18 protein-coding genes are annotated in these 16,167 nt (G+C 45.4%); 1 reads left to right on the top strand and 17 read right to left on the bottom strand.

Annotated features, from left to right (window positions below; all coding sequences use genetic code 11):
• Positions 1 to 245 precede the first annotated feature (245 nt).
• The 4 genes from ACYVUT_RS05760 to ACYVUT_RS05745 all read right to left on the bottom strand — a co-directional run bounded on the left by ACYVUT_RS05760 (position 246) and on the right by ACYVUT_RS05745 (position 2,306).
• The gene (locus tag ACYVUT_RS05760; RefSeq protein ID WP_484500263.1) at positions 246 to 542 is read right to left on the bottom strand and encodes a YjcQ family protein; all 297 of its coding nucleotides are present in this window, start codon (positions 540 to 542) and stop codon (positions 246 to 248) included.
• Positions 543 to 591: 49 nt separating this feature from the next.
• Positions 592 to 831 (bottom strand): crAss001_48 related protein, encoded by a 240-nt coding sequence (locus ACYVUT_RS05755; protein WP_484501647.1) that lies wholly within the window; start codon positions 829 to 831, stop codon positions 592 to 594.
• 69 nt (positions 832 to 900) lie between these two features.
• Entirely contained in the window at positions 901 to 1,209 is a 309-nt protein-coding gene (locus tag ACYVUT_RS05750) for a hypothetical protein (RefSeq protein WP_484500261.1), read from the bottom strand.
• On the bottom strand, positions 1,206 to 2,306 hold the full coding sequence (locus ACYVUT_RS05745; protein WP_484500260.1) for a hypothetical protein: 1,101 nt from the start codon (positions 2,304 to 2,306) through the stop codon (positions 1,206 to 1,208). Before ACYVUT_RS05745 ends, ACYVUT_RS05750 begins: the two co-directional genes overlap by 4 nt.
• 170 nt (positions 2,307 to 2,476) lie before the next feature.
• Here ACYVUT_RS05745 and ACYVUT_RS05740 point away from each other — a divergent pair, with 170 nt between their 5' ends.
• Positions 2,477 to 2,941 carry a pyridoxamine 5'-phosphate oxidase family protein gene (locus ACYVUT_RS05740; protein ID WP_484501646.1) on the top strand — a complete coding sequence of 155 codons (465 nt, stop codon included), beginning with the start codon at positions 2,477 to 2,479 and terminating at the stop codon, positions 2,939 to 2,941.
• A 61-nt stretch (positions 2,942 to 3,002) separates the two neighbouring features.
• Here the strand turns inward: ACYVUT_RS05740 and ACYVUT_RS05735 are convergent, their stop codons facing one another.
• The 13 genes from ACYVUT_RS05735 to ACYVUT_RS05675 all read right to left on the bottom strand — a co-directional run bounded on the left by ACYVUT_RS05735 (position 3,003) and on the right by ACYVUT_RS05675 (position 16,147).
• A complete protein-coding gene (locus ACYVUT_RS05735) occupies positions 3,003 to 4,877 on the bottom strand; it encodes an FtsX-like permease family protein (protein ID WP_484501645.1) in 1,875 nt (624 codons plus the stop codon).
• Between the two features lie 22 nt (positions 4,878 to 4,899).
• Positions 4,900 to 5,652, bottom strand: coding sequence for an ABC transporter ATP-binding protein (locus tag ACYVUT_RS05730; protein WP_484500257.1), 753 nt, complete (start codon positions 5,650 to 5,652; stop codon positions 4,900 to 4,902).
• Between the two features lie 154 nt (positions 5,653 to 5,806).
• The gene (locus ACYVUT_RS05725) at positions 5,807 to 6,877 is read right to left on the bottom strand and encodes a hypothetical protein (RefSeq protein ID WP_439775364.1); all 1,071 of its coding nucleotides are present in this window, start codon (positions 6,875 to 6,877) and stop codon (positions 5,807 to 5,809) included.
• A gap of 37 nt (positions 6,878 to 6,914) precedes the next feature.
• A complete protein-coding gene (locus ACYVUT_RS05720; RefSeq protein WP_439775365.1) occupies positions 6,915 to 7,313 on the bottom strand; it encodes an arsenate reductase ArsC in 399 nt (132 codons plus the stop codon).
• 12 nt (positions 7,314 to 7,325) lie between these two features.
• A complete protein-coding gene (locus ACYVUT_RS05715; protein WP_484501644.1) occupies positions 7,326 to 7,754 on the bottom strand; it encodes a hypothetical protein in 429 nt (142 codons plus the stop codon).
• A gap of 118 nt (positions 7,755 to 7,872) precedes the next feature.
• Positions 7,873 to 9,273 (bottom strand): Rib/alpha-like domain-containing protein, encoded by a 1,401-nt coding sequence (locus tag ACYVUT_RS05710; RefSeq protein ID WP_484499150.1) that lies wholly within the window; start codon positions 9,271 to 9,273, stop codon positions 7,873 to 7,875.
• A 132-nt stretch (positions 9,274 to 9,405) separates the two neighbouring features.
• Positions 9,406 to 10,266 (bottom strand): ABC transporter permease, encoded by an 861-nt coding sequence (locus ACYVUT_RS05705; RefSeq protein WP_484501643.1) that lies wholly within the window; start codon positions 10,264 to 10,266, stop codon positions 9,406 to 9,408.
• Entirely contained in the window at positions 10,263 to 11,180 is a 918-nt protein-coding gene (locus tag ACYVUT_RS05700) for an ABC transporter ATP-binding protein (RefSeq protein ID WP_484501642.1), read from the bottom strand. Before ACYVUT_RS05700 ends, ACYVUT_RS05705 begins: the two co-directional genes overlap by 4 nt.
• 316 nt (positions 11,181 to 11,496) lie before the next feature.
• Positions 11,497 to 12,903, bottom strand: a complete 1,407-nt coding sequence (locus tag ACYVUT_RS05695) for an aldehyde dehydrogenase family protein (protein ID WP_484499151.1) — start codon at positions 12,901 to 12,903, stop codon at positions 11,497 to 11,499.
• Between the two features lie 138 nt (positions 12,904 to 13,041).
• Positions 13,042 to 13,287, bottom strand: a complete 246-nt coding sequence (locus ACYVUT_RS05690) for a hypothetical protein (RefSeq protein ID WP_484500255.1) — start codon at positions 13,285 to 13,287, stop codon at positions 13,042 to 13,044.
• A 36-nt stretch (positions 13,288 to 13,323) separates the two neighbouring features.
• On the bottom strand, positions 13,324 to 14,106 hold the full coding sequence (locus ACYVUT_RS05685; RefSeq protein WP_484500254.1) for an SDR family NAD(P)-dependent oxidoreductase: 783 nt from the start codon (positions 14,104 to 14,106) through the stop codon (positions 13,324 to 13,326).
• Between the two features lie 177 nt (positions 14,107 to 14,283).
• Entirely contained in the window at positions 14,284 to 15,549 is a 1,266-nt protein-coding gene (locus ACYVUT_RS05680; protein WP_484501641.1) for a Cna B-type domain-containing protein, read from the bottom strand.
• Between the two features lie 52 nt (positions 15,550 to 15,601).
• On the bottom strand, positions 15,602 to 16,147 hold the full coding sequence (locus ACYVUT_RS05675; protein ID WP_484501640.1) for a Cna B-type domain-containing protein: 546 nt from the start codon (positions 16,145 to 16,147) through the stop codon (positions 15,602 to 15,604).
• Positions 16,148 to 16,167: the final 20 nt, after the last annotated feature.

Here is a 16,167-nt window from a genome sequence, read left to right as displayed (position 1 = left end):
TACTAGCCCACTTTTGCAAGTGGGAAGTTTAAGTAGATATTATAACAGCCTCTTTTTCGAAATTACAGAAGGTGGCTGTATTTACCATGCCCTAAATCAGATATTTGACTTGATTCTCCAGGAGCCATTTCCCGATTAGGCCTTTATTTCAAAATAAAATTGCCTAAAATCGTTGATAACACTTGACTTAGAGTAGAAAAAGCACTCGATTGAGTGCCAATTTGATGTCAATTTGAATTAGTGAATCATCTGGAGCCAGTCTCTAGCTTCAGATAAGCTCTGAGATATTCAATACCAAGGCGGGTGATTCTCCAAGTTCCAGGGGTGTTCATCACGATTCGTTCAAGAGGAATTGTTTCTTGAAATCTTACTCCCTTAACAAAGCCATCAAAATCCGCTGTTTGCATTGCATGATAAAACTGAAGCGGGCTGATTCGTAGCTTTGAAGCGTTTAGCTCGTCAGCGTCTGGACATTTGTCATTTTCATAGCAATCATTGAGATACTTTAGAATTTTGATTGTAACTTCCTCGCAACTTGCCATGTTTCTTACTCCTAGTAGATCACTGTCTTGTACTAATCGCTGAAAATTATCAGTGCAACTTGATGTTCTCAATTTCTGCGCGAGTTTCCAGGATTTCGAGGTACTTGGTCATAGCATCTTCTTGTTCTTGCAAGAGCTCAGCTGGACAATTAGGCTTGAAGTCGAGTGTGCCCGCCTTGTGCTTGATGTTCATAGTGTGGAGCTTTGATACCTTTTCCCGCAGCCCTGAATACTCTTTGATTAATCTTTCTTCGTAATCCATATTTGGCAGCCTTTCATATCTTTTCATCTTTAGCATACGCTTCCTTAGCTTCAGCCGGTGTCGTCCGGTATAAAGCTGCTGCTTTTAGCCGGAACGTTATTGCCCGTCATCGTCTACTTCTTTCAAGACGTCCTTTGGGACCATCGTTCTGGCTTTTTCATAATACGGAGTAAGGAATTTAATGAATCCTTCAGTATCTTTTGTGTTGTGTTCTTCCAAGAACATCATCACTTCGTAATCGTTAAGCAAATTAAACATTTTTGGATTTTCTGCTTCCCAGGCCTTCGCGAATTTTTCGTCTTCGCCAAACAAAGCGTTAAAATCAAAGCTAAAATCCCAAAAGTCTTTAAGCTCACCACTTACAGCTTTCCGTAACATCTTCAAAACAACTTCGCTGTATTTCATTTCTTCTTGAACCCCTTAATACTCGTTCTCTTCATCATTGTCACAACAACACCGGTGTCTGGTTCCGAAACATACAAAATATTTTTGTAATATCTCGCATCCCTGCCATCTTTTTCAGATACATAATTTGGTGGATTGGCGAATGCCTTTTTGACAGTGACGTAATTGTAGATAAGCGAACCGTTTTTGCGCCTCATGCGTTCAACATATCTCGCTATACCATGATCTGTGAAGATTATACCGTCTTTTTTGAAATTGAAATAAGCTTCAACTGCCAATACTTTTTGACGTTCACTAAGTGACTCGGAAATTTCACCGCTAAAATACTTAACTACTCTAGCATCGAGATTTGCTAAATATTCATCTTCACCGTCATTGTACTTCTGACTGGTTGAGCTATCAAGGATTACGCGCTCCTTATCTGAAGAGTCACTTCTGGAGTGCTGATATTCCAAGTGGCTGTCATCTGGATCTGCACTGTTTGATTGAGCCAAATGGGCTAATGCAGCTCCCGCCACCAAACCAAGCCCTCTTAAATCAGCCTTATCGCTTGGCACCTTCGCGCATCTGCAGTTTGGGTGCGAGTCAATCACCAAAGCTGGAGCTTTATCGATCGGATATGGCCCAGATTCCTTCAAGCTGACACACTTGCTACATGCCCCAGGCTCGATGACCCAATTAACATATTCAACACCGGCCTCTTTATAAGCAGCAGTATCGATTTCATCGATCATCTTGGCCGACTCGCTGCGGATTAGCCTATCGACCTTTGATTCGGCTTGTGCCATCCGGTCAGCAATGTTTGTACCTGGCGTTGGCTTGACTTGGCGTATCAGCTTTTGCCGCAACTCATCAAGCGACTTACCTGTCTGGTAGCACTTGAACAGCTCCGTTCTTACATCATCGATTAAGCGGTCGCCATCAATCCAAATGCTGTCACTGAGCACTTTGCCAACACTTGCGGTGTTATAAGCGCCAGCTGCCAGCTTGTGGCTGCTTAAGAAGTCTTTCTCGCCTTTAGCAACGTTGCCTGCTCTCTTTTGCGATCTCTTGACCGCTTTGTTTAGCCAAGCAATGATGCCAAGTCCTGCAATCACAGTTTGCCTAAAATCGGTGTCCTCAGTTTACAGCTTGAGCATTCATACTTTACATAATCAAAAATATGACCAGTATAACTAGCATCCCCCACCCCCATTTTTCCTCCCAAAAAGGTGCTATAATGAACATGTAAATCTTAGAAATACATTACCCACAGGAGGAAAATCCCATGCGCAAAGCAGTACCGATGCTGGACAATAGCTTAACTACAGCAGAATTTTTAGACTTAATCCCATCCGCCTTCCAATCTGTCGTCTTTGGCACGATTGCTAACGGCCGGCCTTATACTAACGTTGCCGATATTGAACTCTGCCTTAATGGCAAACTCTACTTCGCGACGACTTACCAGAAGAGTTTTTACCAGCGCCTGCACTCTCTTCCCTACGTCTCTATCACCGCGCTTAAAGGCGAAGAGACCATGTCCAGCGTTGGCTTTACCTTAAACGGGACGGTCAAAGAAGTCGACCTCTCCTACCTCGATAAGATCTATGACCAGCATCCCGAAATGCTGGAGATCAACAAGACGGACTCTGAACGCCGGGAACTGCTCCGGCCATTTGAAATCACCCCTACTGATGGCTTTGTCTACGACCTGCGGCAAACCCCAATTTTCCAAAAGTCTTTCACTTTTTAACCCCATGCAAAAAGCGACCGAAACTGAATCATGTTTCGATCGCTTTTTTGCTAAAAATCTATTAGTCTTGCTGAGTATCCTCTAAAACGATCCCCTGGTAAAGCTTGACAGTTACTAAGTAGTAAACCAGGTACAAGAGGAAGAAGGCCAGGAACGGAACCCAAATCTTGTAGTATGGGTCTGGCAAAAGAAGCGTGAAGAACTTCAAGCCAAAGAGCACGTCCAGGCTGCCAAGCACCGCCGGTGCTACAAACAGGATGGCAATTTCCTTTCTGATCGCCCCCTTCAAGACACTGTTTCTAGCCCCAAGCTTGTAAAGCATCTTGTAGCGCATTTTGTCACTGGCTGCTGCTGACAGGATCTTAAACATCAGAGTTGAAGCCAGCATCATCAAGAAGGACAAGCCGAGGAAGAGTCCCATGAATTCAAAGCCTGAGCACATTGCCGCGATCTGCTGGTACAAAACAGGTTTGGTGAATTCGAGATAACCGTAAGTCATGGAATCTTTCTTAAACTGCTTCATTTCTTGATCAGTAAGTTTGAGAAGAAGCTTGTTGTTTTTGGCAAAATCCTTAACCTTGTAGAAAGTGATGACCTTGGTTGTCAGCTTCTTTTTGGCAAAAGCTGCATCTGACAAGGCAACAAAGCCCTTTGAAGAATCTTCTGGAAACAGGCTGGCTGCTTGGGCAGAGTGCTGAACCGTAGCCGAAGTCTGCTTGCCAGTTAAAGTCATGGAATTTACCTTAACCGTGTGGTAGATCCGCCCTTCCTTGTCAATCGTCTTCTTCTTGTCTGAAGAAGCAGCGTTATATTCTTGGATCTTGAGCGGTGTCTGGTCAATTTCACTTTTCTTGACATAGAGGACGCCGTTTTTCTCATCAGCCTTGTAGCTGTAAGTAACTTTTTCCTCTGTACCGATTTTTTCAACCTTGTCAGCCAGCTTCTTCTGCTTGCCAACTAAGACAAAATCGTAGTACTGAACGTCAGTCATGGCATTCTTTAAATTGTTGAAGTTGATGCCGACTGTAATAGCGCCAAGGGCCAGGGCCAGCATAATTGAAATAGCTGACAGGATTCTGGTATAGCCATGCAGGCGGAACTTGAGTTGGCCCAAAGTGTATGGCCGCATCCCCTTGTAGAGGAAACCGTGTCTTTTCCGCAAAAAGTCGATCACTGTCACGAAGAAGGCGTCAAAGATGAAGTAACTGCCCAAAACGATAGTAACCAAAGCAATCGGAATTGCCTTCAGCTGCAAAGTAGTTACATTTCCCATTGCCCAGTAGCCGGTAGCCAAAAGAACTACACCAGCGATAGCCTGGATAGTCCGCAAGACTGGCCGACTCTTCAGCTTGCTTGGCTTTTGGTCTTCTTTTAAGAGATTGATCAAGGTAGTCTTGGTCAGCTTGACCGCGTTCCAAGAAGCGGCCAGGAAGAACAAGGCGACAAAGAAGAGCAAGGTCCAGAGAACTGCTGGCAGGTAAAGCGGGTTAAAGTGAGCCAAAGTCAGCCCTAGCTGCTTGACCATCAAGGCTGAAACCAGTTCAGTTAAGCCTACGCCCAAAACAATCCCGATCCCGGTTGCCAAAAGGCCAGTCACCAAAGTTTCAGCGAAGATCAGCTGGCCGATCTTGCCGCTTTTTGCCCCCAGCATCATGTACATGCCGTAGTCCCGCTTTCTCATGTTCAAGAGGAAGCTGTTGGCATAGGCCAGGTAGACCAGGGTCAAGATGGCCAGAAGGACGATCCCGAAGGAAAAAATAAACTTAGTCGCTGCCATGGTCAGCTGGCCGGCAACACTGGACTTCAAGAAAGACGGGTTAGCGGCCAGAGTCAAGAACATGTAGAAAATCATGCTGGCGGCGCTAAGGCCGGAAAATAGGACCAGGTAGTCTTTTAGCCGGCTTTTGAGCCCGGTCATTGACAGTTTGAAAATCATGTTAATCTCTTTCTCTACTCAACTAATCGGCGTTTTCGCTGAGCTGACTGATCAGCTTCTTGTAAAAGCCCTGCCGCTTCATGTCCCCGCGCTTGATCTCTTCATCAATCAAGCCGTCTCTGATAAAGAGAATCCTGTCAGCAAAAGACGCTGAAAACGGGTCGTGAGTAACCATCAAAATCGAAACCTGGTCTTTCTCATTAAGCAATTCCATCGTGTCCAGCAAAGCTCTGGAAGACTTGGAGTCCAGAGCCCCTGTTGGCTCATCGGCCATCAAGATTGCCGGCTCATGAACCAAGGCTCTGGCAGCAGCAACTCTTTGCTTCTGCCCGCCGGAAATAGCGGCTGGGTACTTTTCCAAGACTTCGCTGATGTTGAGCTTAGCGGCAATCTTATCGACCTTGGAGTCAATTTCTGAGCTCTTTACCCCTTGCAAAGACAGTGGCAGAGCGATGTTTTCTCTAGCGGTTAGGTTGTCCAGAAGGTTAAAGTCTTGGAAGATAAAGCCAATTTCTTTAGCTCGGAAGTCAGCCATCTGGTTCTTCTTCAGCTTGGCAATGTCCTTCCCATTGATCGTAACCTCGCCGCTAGTCGGTTTATCCAAGGTAGACATGATGTTCAAAAGCGTCGTCTTACCAGAACCGGAAGTCCCCATAATGGCGACGAATTCACCCTTGCCCACGCTAAGCGAGACTCCTTTTAATGCCTGGTACTGCTTCTCCCCTTTTTTACCGTAAGTCTTCGTCACATTGTTGACTGTCATCACTTTTTCCATAGTTACCCCCTAAATCGTATCGGTGTATTACTGTTGTGATACACTAAATGATACTGGACTATTTTAGAATCGTCAATAGATTTTTTGCGCTTTGTAAAAAAGCTGTAACAAAAAGCCACTAAAGCTTTTTAGTGCTTCAGTGGCCTTTTATTCTTCAGTTTTCCTGAGTTTTCGGGTCGATAAACAAAATTCTGACTCTGCAACGGATATGGTGCTGGTAGTCCATTTGGCAGATCTCGCTAAAAATCTGCAGTTTCTTGTTGCAGCGCATGGCTAGGGCGGTGTCCTGCTTATTCAATTTTCCCAGTTCATCCCCTTCCAGGGTGCAGACCGTAATCTGCTCGTAAGGCGGGTTTAGCTGCAAAGATAAGAGCTGTCCTACTTCTGCCTGCTCAAGGTGTTTTTGCCGGCTCTCTCCTACAATGTCTTCACCATCTGTTTCTAAGAGCCAGCTTTCGATGTGTGGAAGATTCGCCAGAACCGGTTCAGTCATTTTCTGGTAGATGGCTAAACCAAGCTGGATGACCTGTCTTTTTTCATCAATAGCCTTGATAAAGGCGAAAGTTTTTTGCTCACGGTTAGCTATAGCAGCTTTAACCAGGTTCGCGATGCGCGGGTTCGGCAAATAGCCCAGGATCTGTCCTTGGCAGGCAATCAGTACATTGTCGCCATCGTCTACAAAGTTGACTTCCATTTCTGGTTGGAGCAGGTACCACTCTGGCGTGCACTTACTGCCTCTCAGCTCGATAGTTTGGAAATACCGCATTCTGTAGTGGTTGTCGTCAAAATGTTCAGCTTGCCCCCGGGTGTATCTAAAGGCCCCGTACAGACGCTCATATTCGCGTTTAGCAGCTAAATCTTTTTGCCGACCATCATAGACGGACTTGCTGGCGATCTTTTGAGTCAGGTAATTGACGATCTGGACTACTTCGCCAGTCAGTTCCGGATCATAGGGGAAAAACAGAGGCTCGTTGGCGGGGATGCCCGGCCCTTCCTCATAGCCGAATTCCAGCAAGGGCTCAGCGACATATAGATTGCTGACGCTAGTAAGGCAAAAATTAGCCAGGTCAGCTGTATCACAAGGGATGATGAAGTTTGAGTCGTCTTTTAAGTCAGTAAACTTGATCGCCTTGCTGGTTATGGTCAATATTGCGTTTTCGTCTTTGATTTGCCAGCTTTCACCGGCTTCAATCCGGCTGACTGGGCTGTTATTTTGGCTCGTCATCCTGTTTACCTCAGTTAATCAAAGGGGTCTTAAGTGGTTACTGCAGTTCCTGTTTCAATTTAAGTATTTTGCTCTCGATTTCTTTAATCACCTGCATAAAAGTCTCATCATCTTGGCCAGTTGGATCTTCAAGTCCCCAGTCTACCCGCTTTTTTGCAGGCAAATAAGGGCAGCGGACGCCGCAGCCCATGGTGATTACGTAATCAACGCTAGGCAGATCAGCGAGGGTCTTAGGCTTTTGCCCATCGGCCAGCATATCGATGCCATAATGCTCTTTGATCAACCGAACCGCGTCGGGATTGATCTGATCTTTCAAGTCAGTGCCGGCTGAATAGGATTCAAAGACATCCCCGGCCAACTTTTTTCCTAAGGCCTCAGCGATTTGACTGCGGCAAGAATTGTGGGTGCAGATAAAGGCTACTTTTGTTTTGGTCATGATATTCTCCTGTTATTTTTGTTTGAGCAGACCAAGTCCGCTAATGGTAAGGTCACTAGAATCGTTGACGAAAGAGAAAGTTGGGATGCTGTCCATGCCTTCATCTAAGGCTTCCATCAAAATCATGGCGAAGAACTGGAACCAACTGTCTGTTGGCACATCATTTCTTTCATCTTGTGGGGTCAGCCAGAATTTTGTCGCTGCTTTTCTTGTTTTGACATTAAGCGCCAGGCCTATTGCGGTGTTATAGAAGTCAAAAGTGGCTTTGAAAGAATGAACATCTGGATCATTGATCTCAATGCCTAATTCTTCGGGGATTTCTGTTTCCGTGATCATCATTCTGCCGGTGATCTTACCATATTTTTCTTCAAAATAGTCAATCGAACCACGTTTCTTAAGTTCTGCCTCTACCTCGTCAAACAAAGCTTCGTTCTCTAACATACCAGTTTCCTTTCCAGCAAGTTGTAACCGATTGCTTATGATCTCTATTATAAACTAAAAGCAGCATCCCCTGCACTAAATAAAGATGGGTGCTGCTTATGTAACTTAATTCAAATTTCTACTTAAAGCTCAACAAGAACATTGGTGACTGCCAAGTCGTGCCATCCGGGAAGGTAACATCGATAGTAACGTAGCTGCTAGATTGCTCATTGTAGCTGTAATCGTCACGAATTTCGTACTTGGTCCCCCTTGGCATATCAGCGGTGTTGCTAATGAAGTCTTGCGGCTTAAGCAACTGATAGGTATCCCCTTCAATATCCGTGCCTACTGGCAAAGTGATTGAAGAGCTCTTCAAAGCTGGATGATAGACCAGGTTATCTGGCTGACTGACTGTCAAGGTAAACTTCTGGCTAACTTGGTATGAATCATCAGGATACTCAACCAGGATATAGTAGTCATGACTGCCTGGCACCGTGGTATCGGGATCATCTGCTAAAGGGTTCCCATCCGCACGGCAAAAACGAAATTCTGTCGTATTCCTAGTCACTTCAGCAGGGTCATTAGGGAAGTAACCAACGGGGTTAGTCACAATGTCCTTTCTAATATCGATATAGTGCCCATAAGGTACGGTGGTATTCTTGACAGTCACATTGTACGCATCCGCTTGTGCAGACTTGACTACAAAGGATACCGGCCCCACCGTTTCTTTTGAACCATCTGGGTAGGTAACCAGAATATTAGTCTGATAGAAGCCGCCCTTCTTAGTGTTTACTGGCTTTACAAAAGTATAGTTCGTCTCACTTGGGAGATCCCAGGTATTGGTAATGTAAGAATACGCATCTTTTGAGAAGGAGTCTCCCCAATCAAGTGTTGTAGTCCAAGCTTTAACCTTTGGGCTGTACTTCTGTGCCATCGATAACGGCTTTTTGCTAGTCTTCTTTACTGTCTTTGAAGGTTTCTTAGTAGTCTTTTTGACTGTTTTTTTAGCGCTCTTCTTGGCAACCTTCTTCACAGTCTTCTTACCGCTTTTCTTCACTGCCTTCTTAGGCTTGGCTGTCTTTTTTACAGTCTTAGCTTTAGTGACTTTCTTCTTGCTTACCTTCTTAACGGCTTTCTTATTGGTCTTTTTGCTGGCCTTCTTCATTTTGGCTACAGATTTCTTCTTAGCCTTGTAAGCCTTAAACCACTTGGTCTTTTCTGGGGCAGTCACAAAGTAGAACTTCCGTCTGCCGGCTTTGTACTTGTTGCTCTTAATCACCCAACCACCGCCAGTGCTCATGAACCACTGTGACCGATAAATGATAGAGCCTTTCTTTACCTTGCCCGCAAGGTAAAAAAAATTTTCTCCTTGGCAAGTTCCCGTCTTAACGCGATAGACCTTCATAGTCTTAGTGACTACAACCTTCTTATTTGCAACTTTGGCATAGTCGTACCCATTAAGGTAGCCTGCCTGCACAGGCTGAACGGTCGTAGCGACCAAGGACAAACAGCCAACAAATGCTAGTATTTTCCTTTTCATGTTATTCACCTTTCCTAACTTAAACATCCAACTTGATCATATCCCTAAAATCCGTCCATGAAAAGGCTTTAATTAAAAAGCCGCATACATTCGTACACAGCTTTGCATATCTAAAATTATGTTAACTAACTTCTAAATTTCATTTTGTTTCCGGGTCATTACCAAAACTGCTAGTAAGTAGAAAACTAGCCCAGTAACTAATAGAACAACAACTGACACCCAGGCTGGCGCAGTATGGCCATCATATACGAAGACAATCCCAAACATTTCCTTGATCTCTTTTAATACACTTTTCGGCTGATTGGCGAAGTTGGCCTTAATTGCAGGCTTCATCAAAAGCTGCCGGTAAAGTACTGCTGAGTGAGCACATGGGAAGTACTTGACCAGCCATTGAACGTTGTCTGGCAAGTTGCCAATTGGGATGTATGCTCCAACCAAGAAGCCGATTAAGGTACCGACAATGGTACTGGCAGCTGAGTAGGAACTGTTGGTTTTCAAGAAAGAAATTATGAAGGAAGCAATTGCCGATGAAGCAAAGGCTGACAAGACAATTACACCAAATAACTTTAGTAAAATCTCTATATCCAGCACCGCTCCGCCGGCCAGACCCAGGTAGAATTCCCCAAAAAACAAGGTAAAAATAGACATGATGATGCTGATGATGAAGCCGGTCACGATATAGCCGCCCGCGACCTGTCTTCTGCTGACCGGGGATGAGTAAAAGTCCTTGATCGTCTTATTTTCCCGGTCGCTGATCATTACCCCATAAGCTCCCAAACTGGTTGTGATCGACGCCGAAGCCAGCATCCCCGCTAGCATCCAAGCTCGCATGAGTCTGTTGGGGTGCGGGAGAAACTTTAAGCCACTGTTAATCGAATCGCCGATGAAGAAGATATACAGGGCAAAAATAATGATGACGCTCAGCATCGAGAAGAAAACCGAAGCCCTGTCTCTAAAGTAAATCTTGAGATTTCTTTTGACCATCGCGCTCATTCTCTTAACCTCCTCCCTGTGATGTTCAAGAAGACGTCATCCATCGTTCCGTGCAAGACTTCAAAGCTCTGCAGCTGGTCCCGCACCTCTTCTACGATATCGATGGCGTCCATGGTGTTCGCTAATTCAACCTCATAGTGGTCTGCTTCCTGCTTCCACTTAAGCGAAAGAGTCGTCAGTATGTTGTCTAAACCTTGTCCTTGTTTTGGATACAGTTTCAACCGGTCGTAACTGTAGCGCTCCTTCAAGCTGATTGGACTGCCTTCGGCAACAATCTTTCCTTGATCTAGAATCACCACATAATCAGCCGCGGCAGCTTCTGCCATATAGTGCGTTGTCAAAAAGATTGTCATTCTCTGCTCTTTTCGCAAACGCTGGATTGTCTCCCAGATATGCTGCCTGGTTTGCGGGTCAAGTCCAGTTGTTGGCTCGTCTAAAAAGAGAATCTTCGGCGTGTTTAACAGCGCTCTGGCGATATCTACCCGCCGCCTTTGCCCGCCGGACAATTTTCCGTATTGCCGCTTAAGCAGGTCTTTAATCACAGTATATTCAGTTGCCCGGGCAACCGCAGCTTCCACTTTTGCCTTGCTGCGATAGTAAAAACCAGCTCGAAGTGTCAAGTTTTCAAGAACTGTTAGCCTTTTATCCAGCAGTCCCTCTTGAAAGACGATTCCGATCTTCTGCTTGATCGCTTGGGCCTGTGACTTCATGTCAAGACCGGTCAGCTTGATCTCACCGGAATCAAACTTGGTCAAAGTCGACAGGCAGTCGACCGTTGTTGACTTGCCGGCCCCATTTGGGCCTAGGAAGGCAAATAACTCGCCCTCACGGACTGCAAAAGAAATGTCATTGACAACCTTCAAGTCTCCATAGGACTTAGAAAGGTTCTTAACTTCAATAGCATTCTTCATCATTTTGCAACCCCTTTCTATTTATATTTCTAAAATAATTTTACATCTGCTAGGATTTTCTTGGGTAAAATCTAGGTAAGATGCCAAAATACGGGACTAAGTTGCGGAGGTACAAGAAAAGGCCACGCTGGTTAGGCGTGACCTTCTGAGTTGTGTTGTGTTAGAGTTGTGTATCTTAAAGGTTATTTCAGAATGAATTTTTCGAGTATTTAAAAGAAAATATCACTTGTTATGTATCGAGTAAGTGAGTTGAATTTAATTGATCTAGAAATATAGTCAATAAGCAAGAGAGAGTGAAGATTTAAACTATGTTGAAGTCTTAGAATTCTTCAAATACCTTGGTCATGTCGATTTGAGCACTGTTGATGTACTTCTCGTTGGTGAATTCACGGATGCCCTCCGCGCCCATTTCACGGCCAAAGCCTGAAGTCTTGATCCCGCCGAATGGGATGGCTGGGGATGCCATGGTTGGCTGGTTGATTGATACGGCACCTGATTCCATGGCTGCTGCCAAGCGGGCTGCGTTAGCTGGGTCTTCAGTGTAAACTGAGCTGCCCAAACCGAAGTCAGTACCGTTTGCCAGTTCGATTACTTCGTCTTCAGTCTTGTATGAGAACAGCATCAATACTGGCCCGAAGATTTCTTCGTTGAAGATTGGGTTGTCTGGAGTTACACCAGTCAAGATAGTTGGTTGTACCCAAGCGTCGCCTTCTGGCACCTTTGGACCTACTTCTTCTGCAGTTGCCCCGTTTTTTACTGCCTTGGCGATTTGTGCCTTGATCTTGTCGGCTGCCTTCTTTGAGCTGACTGGTGACAGAGTAGTGTTCGGGTCAAGCGGATCACCGGCTACCATGCCGTTGATTGCCTGTTCTACGCCGCCCTTGAAGGCGTCAAAGAGGCTTTCGTGGATGAACATCCGCTTGTCACCGGCACATACTTGGCCGGAGATAGTCATTCTGCCCATGATGGCGCCTTGAACTGCCTTGCCCAAGTCCGCGTCTGGGAGTACGACCATGGCGTCTGAGCCACCAAGTTCCATAACGCACTTCTTCAAGTTCTTGCCTGATTCAGCTGCGATTTGCCGGCCGACTGGAGTTGAGCCAGTCAGAGTTACGCCGCAGATCCGCTTGTCAGCGATCAATGCGTTTGATTGTTCATAGTCAATGAAGAGGTTGGTGAAGCAGCCTTCTGGGAAGCCGGCGTCACGGTAGAGCTTTTCCATTGCCAGTGCTGATTGCGGGCAGTTGCTTGCGTGCTTAAGAACAACTACGTTACCAGCCATCAATTGAGCGGCACTTGGACGGGTCATTTGGAAGAATGGCACGTTCCATGGTTCAACCATGTAGATGATGCCCAGTGGCTGGTAAATGCCGACAGCGTCACCGGCCATTTCATCAGTGGTCTTTACGTAGTGAGGCTTAAGCAGGTCCTTAGCGTTGTCTGCGTAGTATTCCATGATGTCTGCACAAAGGTTCATTTCCCAAGCAGCGATAGTAACCAGTTTGCCAGTTTCGGTTGCGTTGATGGCTGCAAGTTCATCTCTGCGTTCTCTTGCCAATTGTGCAGCCTTCTTCATCAAAGCTGCCCGTTCTTCAAAGGTAGTCTTTGACCATTCCTTGTAGGTTTCGTTGGCCTTAGCCAGCTTGCCTTCAAGTTCTTCGTTGGTCAAGTTGTCGAATTCTGCCAGTACTTCGCCGGTGTATGGGTTAGTAGTCTTGTAAGCCATGTTTGTTTTCTCCTGTTTCTATTTTCAGTTTGTTTCGGTTATCTATTTTTTGATCTCTTGATCATGCTTTTAGTTTACGAGCTTTAGGCTTCTTTCTGAACATCATATCCTGCCTAAAGCCAATCACTTCGTGCCAAGTTACATGTGATGCTTGGCCATTCTTTCTTCGAAAATGTCGTTGACGATCTTGCGCATCTGCTCTTGGGCATCAGCGCTAACTTCTGCTTTTTCAAATTCAGCGTAGATCTCCGGGAACTCCCTGGCGATCAGCTGACAGGTCTTGCCAGTCGCGTGATTTCTGACAAAAGAAGGAATTCTTTCCATATATTCTTGCTTGACCAGGTCAATGATCCGCTTGTTTGCTTCGGTGTTTATTGCTATCATTTCCTTTCAATTGAGCTGTTGTATTTATAGCTTCAATTACTTCTTTGAGCTGCCGCGAACTTGCATGTTGTAGACATTGTTCATCAGCATCTTCTTTGGCATCATTGGTGACATTGGCAGGAAGATCTTCTGCATCCCTACCAAGCCAGAAGTCACGTTCAGTTCACCCTTGAGCATTCCTTCGTAGCCGTCCTTGGCAACTGGCATTGGGCTTTGCGCCTTGTCAAACAGAGCAGTGTCGCCCAGACCACCTGCGCTGACAAAACCAGTAGTCATCGCACCAGGCATCAGGCAAGTTACAGTTACGCCCGTGCCTTCCAATTCCCGCCAAAGTGCGTTTGAGAAGCTAGTCATGTAGGCCTTTGTTGCGTAGTACACTGCTTGCAGTGGCCCTGGCATTACGGCAGCGGTTGAAGATACGTTCAAGACCTTGCCGCTGCCCCGCTTGATCATATCCTTCAAGATTCTGGTTGGAGTTTCAACGTTGACGGCGATCATGGACATGTCCTGTTCCATGGTCCGTTCTCTGGCGAAGTCCCCTTGGCCACCGAAACCGGCATTGTTGATCAAGATGTCTGGCAGCACATTTTCTTTCTTAGTAAAGTCGTAAATGGTTTGAGCTGCTTCTGGCTTTGAAAGGTCAACTGCCAGAGTCAAAACATTGACGTCGTACTTCTTCTTGGTTTCTTCAGCTTGCTTGTTCAGTTTTGCCTGGCTGCGGCCAACCAGGATCAAGTCGCCGCCCTTTTCAGCGTGGATGTTGACGAAGCAAGTACCCAGACCGCCATATGAACCAGTGATTAATGCTACATTCTTCATGTTGTGCCTCCGTATTGTTTAGATGTTTTTCTTTCTTGCTTGATTTGTTGAGATAATCATACCAAGATCAATGGCGGCAAAATACATCATAAGATTCTATCTTGCAATCAGATCGCGCCAATTTACAACACAAAAAACGACCAATGGATATACCATTGATCGTCTGAAATTATTGGACTAATTTCGGTCTTCTGTTCGGTAGATATAGAGAGAAGCAACTGAAAGGAACAGTAGCAACAAACCTATCATCTTCAAGAGAACAGAATCATTTTCGCCAGTGCGTGGAAGCCGCTTCTGACTTGAGTTAGTCTTCTCACTAGAATTATTAGCATACTCCTTGGCTTTTTGGCTTGGCACATTAGGCTTAGTTGGTTGAGAAGGAATCCTGTTATTTGTTTTGGGTACTTCGATTTCAGCTTTCTTACCTGTGTCATTACCTGGACTTGGGAAAATCGGCAATGAAGGAACAAATGGTTTGTATGTGTTAATCAGTAAAATATTTTCTGGATCAGAGTAGTTAACGGTTTTCGTGTATCCTTGCAGTGTATCAAGTTCATCAACCGTATAACTGATTTTCTTGCCAGAATTAAAGACTGGCAAATCATTAATCACTTGAGACCAGTCATTTTCATCGCTAAGTTCAATTTCAGAGCCAAACTTCTGATCGTTGGCGTAGAGTTGAACTCTAATAGATTTCGGACGAATGCCATCTCTATCGTTCATGTCCTTCCAAACTTTGGTTATTCTTATTGAATGAGTAGTTGGAACATGTGTGTTAGTGATGTCATATCCGTCTACTTGGCTTTCATAGCCAGCAATATCGTCTTCTCTTACTGAGTAAACAATCTTCTTGCCAGCCTTATACTCTGGCAAGTTGTTGAAGCTGTACTGCCACTTGTCAGCTGCAGTAACCTTCTGACTCTTTACTTCCCTACCATCTACGAGAAGGTGGACAGTGATAGAGTCTGGACGAAGTCCATCTTGGTCATCATTGTCCTTCCAAGACTTTTGACCAGCTACAGTCGTGGTAGATGGCTTATGAGTGTTTGTCACATTGAAGCCATCAATTTCGCTGCTGTAGCCCTTAACCGCACCTTCCTTAATGGAGTAAGTAATCTTCTTACCGTCCTTGTATTCTGGCAGGTTGTCAAAGCTGTACTGCCACTTATCAGCCGCAGTAACCTTCTGACTCTTTACTTCCTTACCATCTGCGAGAAGGTTGACAGTAATAGAGTTTGGACGGATGCCATCTTGGTCGTTGTTGTCCTTCCAGGTCTTCTGACCAGCTACAGTCGTGGTAGATGGCTTGTGAGTGTTGGTCACGTTAAAGCCATCTACTTCGCTGCCGTATCCTTCGACCGCATCTTCCTTAATGGTGTAAGCGATCTTCTTGCCATCCTTGTATTCTGGCATGTCAGTGAAAATACGGATGCCCTTAACCATCTTGGTCCTTGTGTTGTTGTCCTTCTTGTCAAGTAACCTTCTGATCTGCCAGCTACAGACCATCTTGGTTGTTGTTGTCCTTCCAAGACTTCTGACCGGATACAGTCGTAGTAGACGGCTTGTGAGTGTTGGTCACGTTAAAGCCATCCACTTCGCTGTCGTATCCTTCGACCGCATCTTCCTTAATGAAGTAAGCGATCTTCTTGCCATCCTTATATTCTGGCAAGTTGTCGAAACTATACTGCCACTTGTCTGCTGCAGTAACCTTCTGACTCTTTACTTCCTTACCATCTGCAAGAAGGTGGATAGTGATAGAGTCTGGACGCAGACCATCTTGGTCGTCATTGTCTTTCCATCTTGGTCGTCTTGTGAGTGTTAGTTGTCTTTCCAACCGACTTGATGGAGTGACCATCCTTGTGTTTGGCACAGCTGTACTGCCACGTAGTAGACGACTCTTTACTTCCTTACCATCTGCGAGAAGGTGGATAGTGATAGAGTCTGGACGCAGACCATCTTGGTTGTTGTTGTCCTTCAATTTGACCGGATGTCGTAGTACGGCCCTTAAAATCCACTTCGCTGCCGTATCCTTCGACCGCATCTTCCTTAATGGTGTAAGCG

The sequence above is a fragment of the Lactobacillus sp. WILCCON 0059 genome, from assembly GCF_057197985.1.
The sequence above is the reverse complement of the archived record's forward strand: the minus strand, read 5'-3'. Positions and strand labels throughout refer to the sequence as shown.

Excerpts from the sequence above, each read along its gene's own strand:
- ACYVUT_RS05755 (WP_484501647.1), bottom strand. The coding sequence starts at position 831 with ATGAAAAGATATGAAAGGCTGCCAAATATGGATTACGAAGAAAGATTA.
- ACYVUT_RS05685 (WP_484500254.1), bottom strand. The coding sequence starts at position 14,106 with ATGAAGAATGTAGCATTAATCACTGGTTCATATGGCGGTCTGGGTACT.
- ACYVUT_RS05690 (WP_484500255.1), bottom strand. The coding sequence starts at position 13,287 with ATGATAGCAATAAACACCGAAGCAAACAAGCGGATCATTGACCTGGTC.
- ACYVUT_RS05710 (WP_484499150.1), bottom strand. The coding sequence starts at position 9,273 with ATGAAAAGGAAAATACTAGCATTTGTTGGCTGTTTGTCCTTGGTCGCT.
- ACYVUT_RS05750 (WP_484500261.1), bottom strand. The coding sequence starts at position 1,209 with ATGAAATACAGCGAAGTTGTTTTGAAGATGTTACGGAAAGCTGTAAGT.
- ACYVUT_RS05675 (WP_484501640.1), bottom strand. The coding sequence starts at position 16,147 with ATGCGGTCGAAGGATACGGCAGCGAAGTGGATTTTAAGGGCCGTACTA.
- ACYVUT_RS05700 (WP_484501642.1), bottom strand. The coding sequence starts at position 11,180 with ATGATGAAGAATGCTATTGAAGTTAAGAACCTTTCTAAGTCCTATGGA.
- ACYVUT_RS05680 (WP_484501641.1), bottom strand. The coding sequence starts at position 15,549 with ATGGTTAAGGGCATCCGTATTTTCACTGACATGCCAGAATACAAGGAT.
- ACYVUT_RS05760 (WP_484500263.1), bottom strand. The coding sequence starts at position 542 with ATGGCAAGTTGCGAGGAAGTTACAATCAAAATTCTAAAGTATCTCAAT.
- ACYVUT_RS05705 (WP_484501643.1), bottom strand. The coding sequence starts at position 10,266 with ATGAGCGCGATGGTCAAAAGAAATCTCAAGATTTACTTTAGAGACAGG.
- ACYVUT_RS05720 (WP_439775365.1), bottom strand. The coding sequence starts at position 7,313 with ATGACCAAAACAAAAGTAGCCTTTATCTGCACCCACAATTCTTGCCGC.
- ACYVUT_RS05730 (WP_484500257.1), bottom strand. The coding sequence starts at position 5,652 with ATGGAAAAAGTGATGACAGTCAACAATGTGACGAAGACTTACGGTAAA.
- ACYVUT_RS05715 (WP_484501644.1), bottom strand. The coding sequence starts at position 7,754 with ATGTTAGAGAACGAAGCTTTGTTTGACGAGGTAGAGGCAGAACTTAAG.
- ACYVUT_RS05735 (WP_484501645.1), bottom strand. The coding sequence starts at position 4,877 with ATGATTTTCAAACTGTCAATGACCGGGCTCAAAAGCCGGCTAAAAGAC.
- ACYVUT_RS05740 (WP_484501646.1), top strand. The coding sequence starts at position 2,477 with ATGCGCAAAGCAGTACCGATGCTGGACAATAGCTTAACTACAGCAGAA.
- ACYVUT_RS05695 (WP_484499151.1), bottom strand. The coding sequence starts at position 12,903 with ATGGCTTACAAGACTACTAACCCATACACCGGCGAAGTACTGGCAGAA.
- ACYVUT_RS05725 (WP_439775364.1), bottom strand. The coding sequence starts at position 6,877 with ATGACGAGCCAAAATAACAGCCCAGTCAGCCGGATTGAAGCCGGTGAA.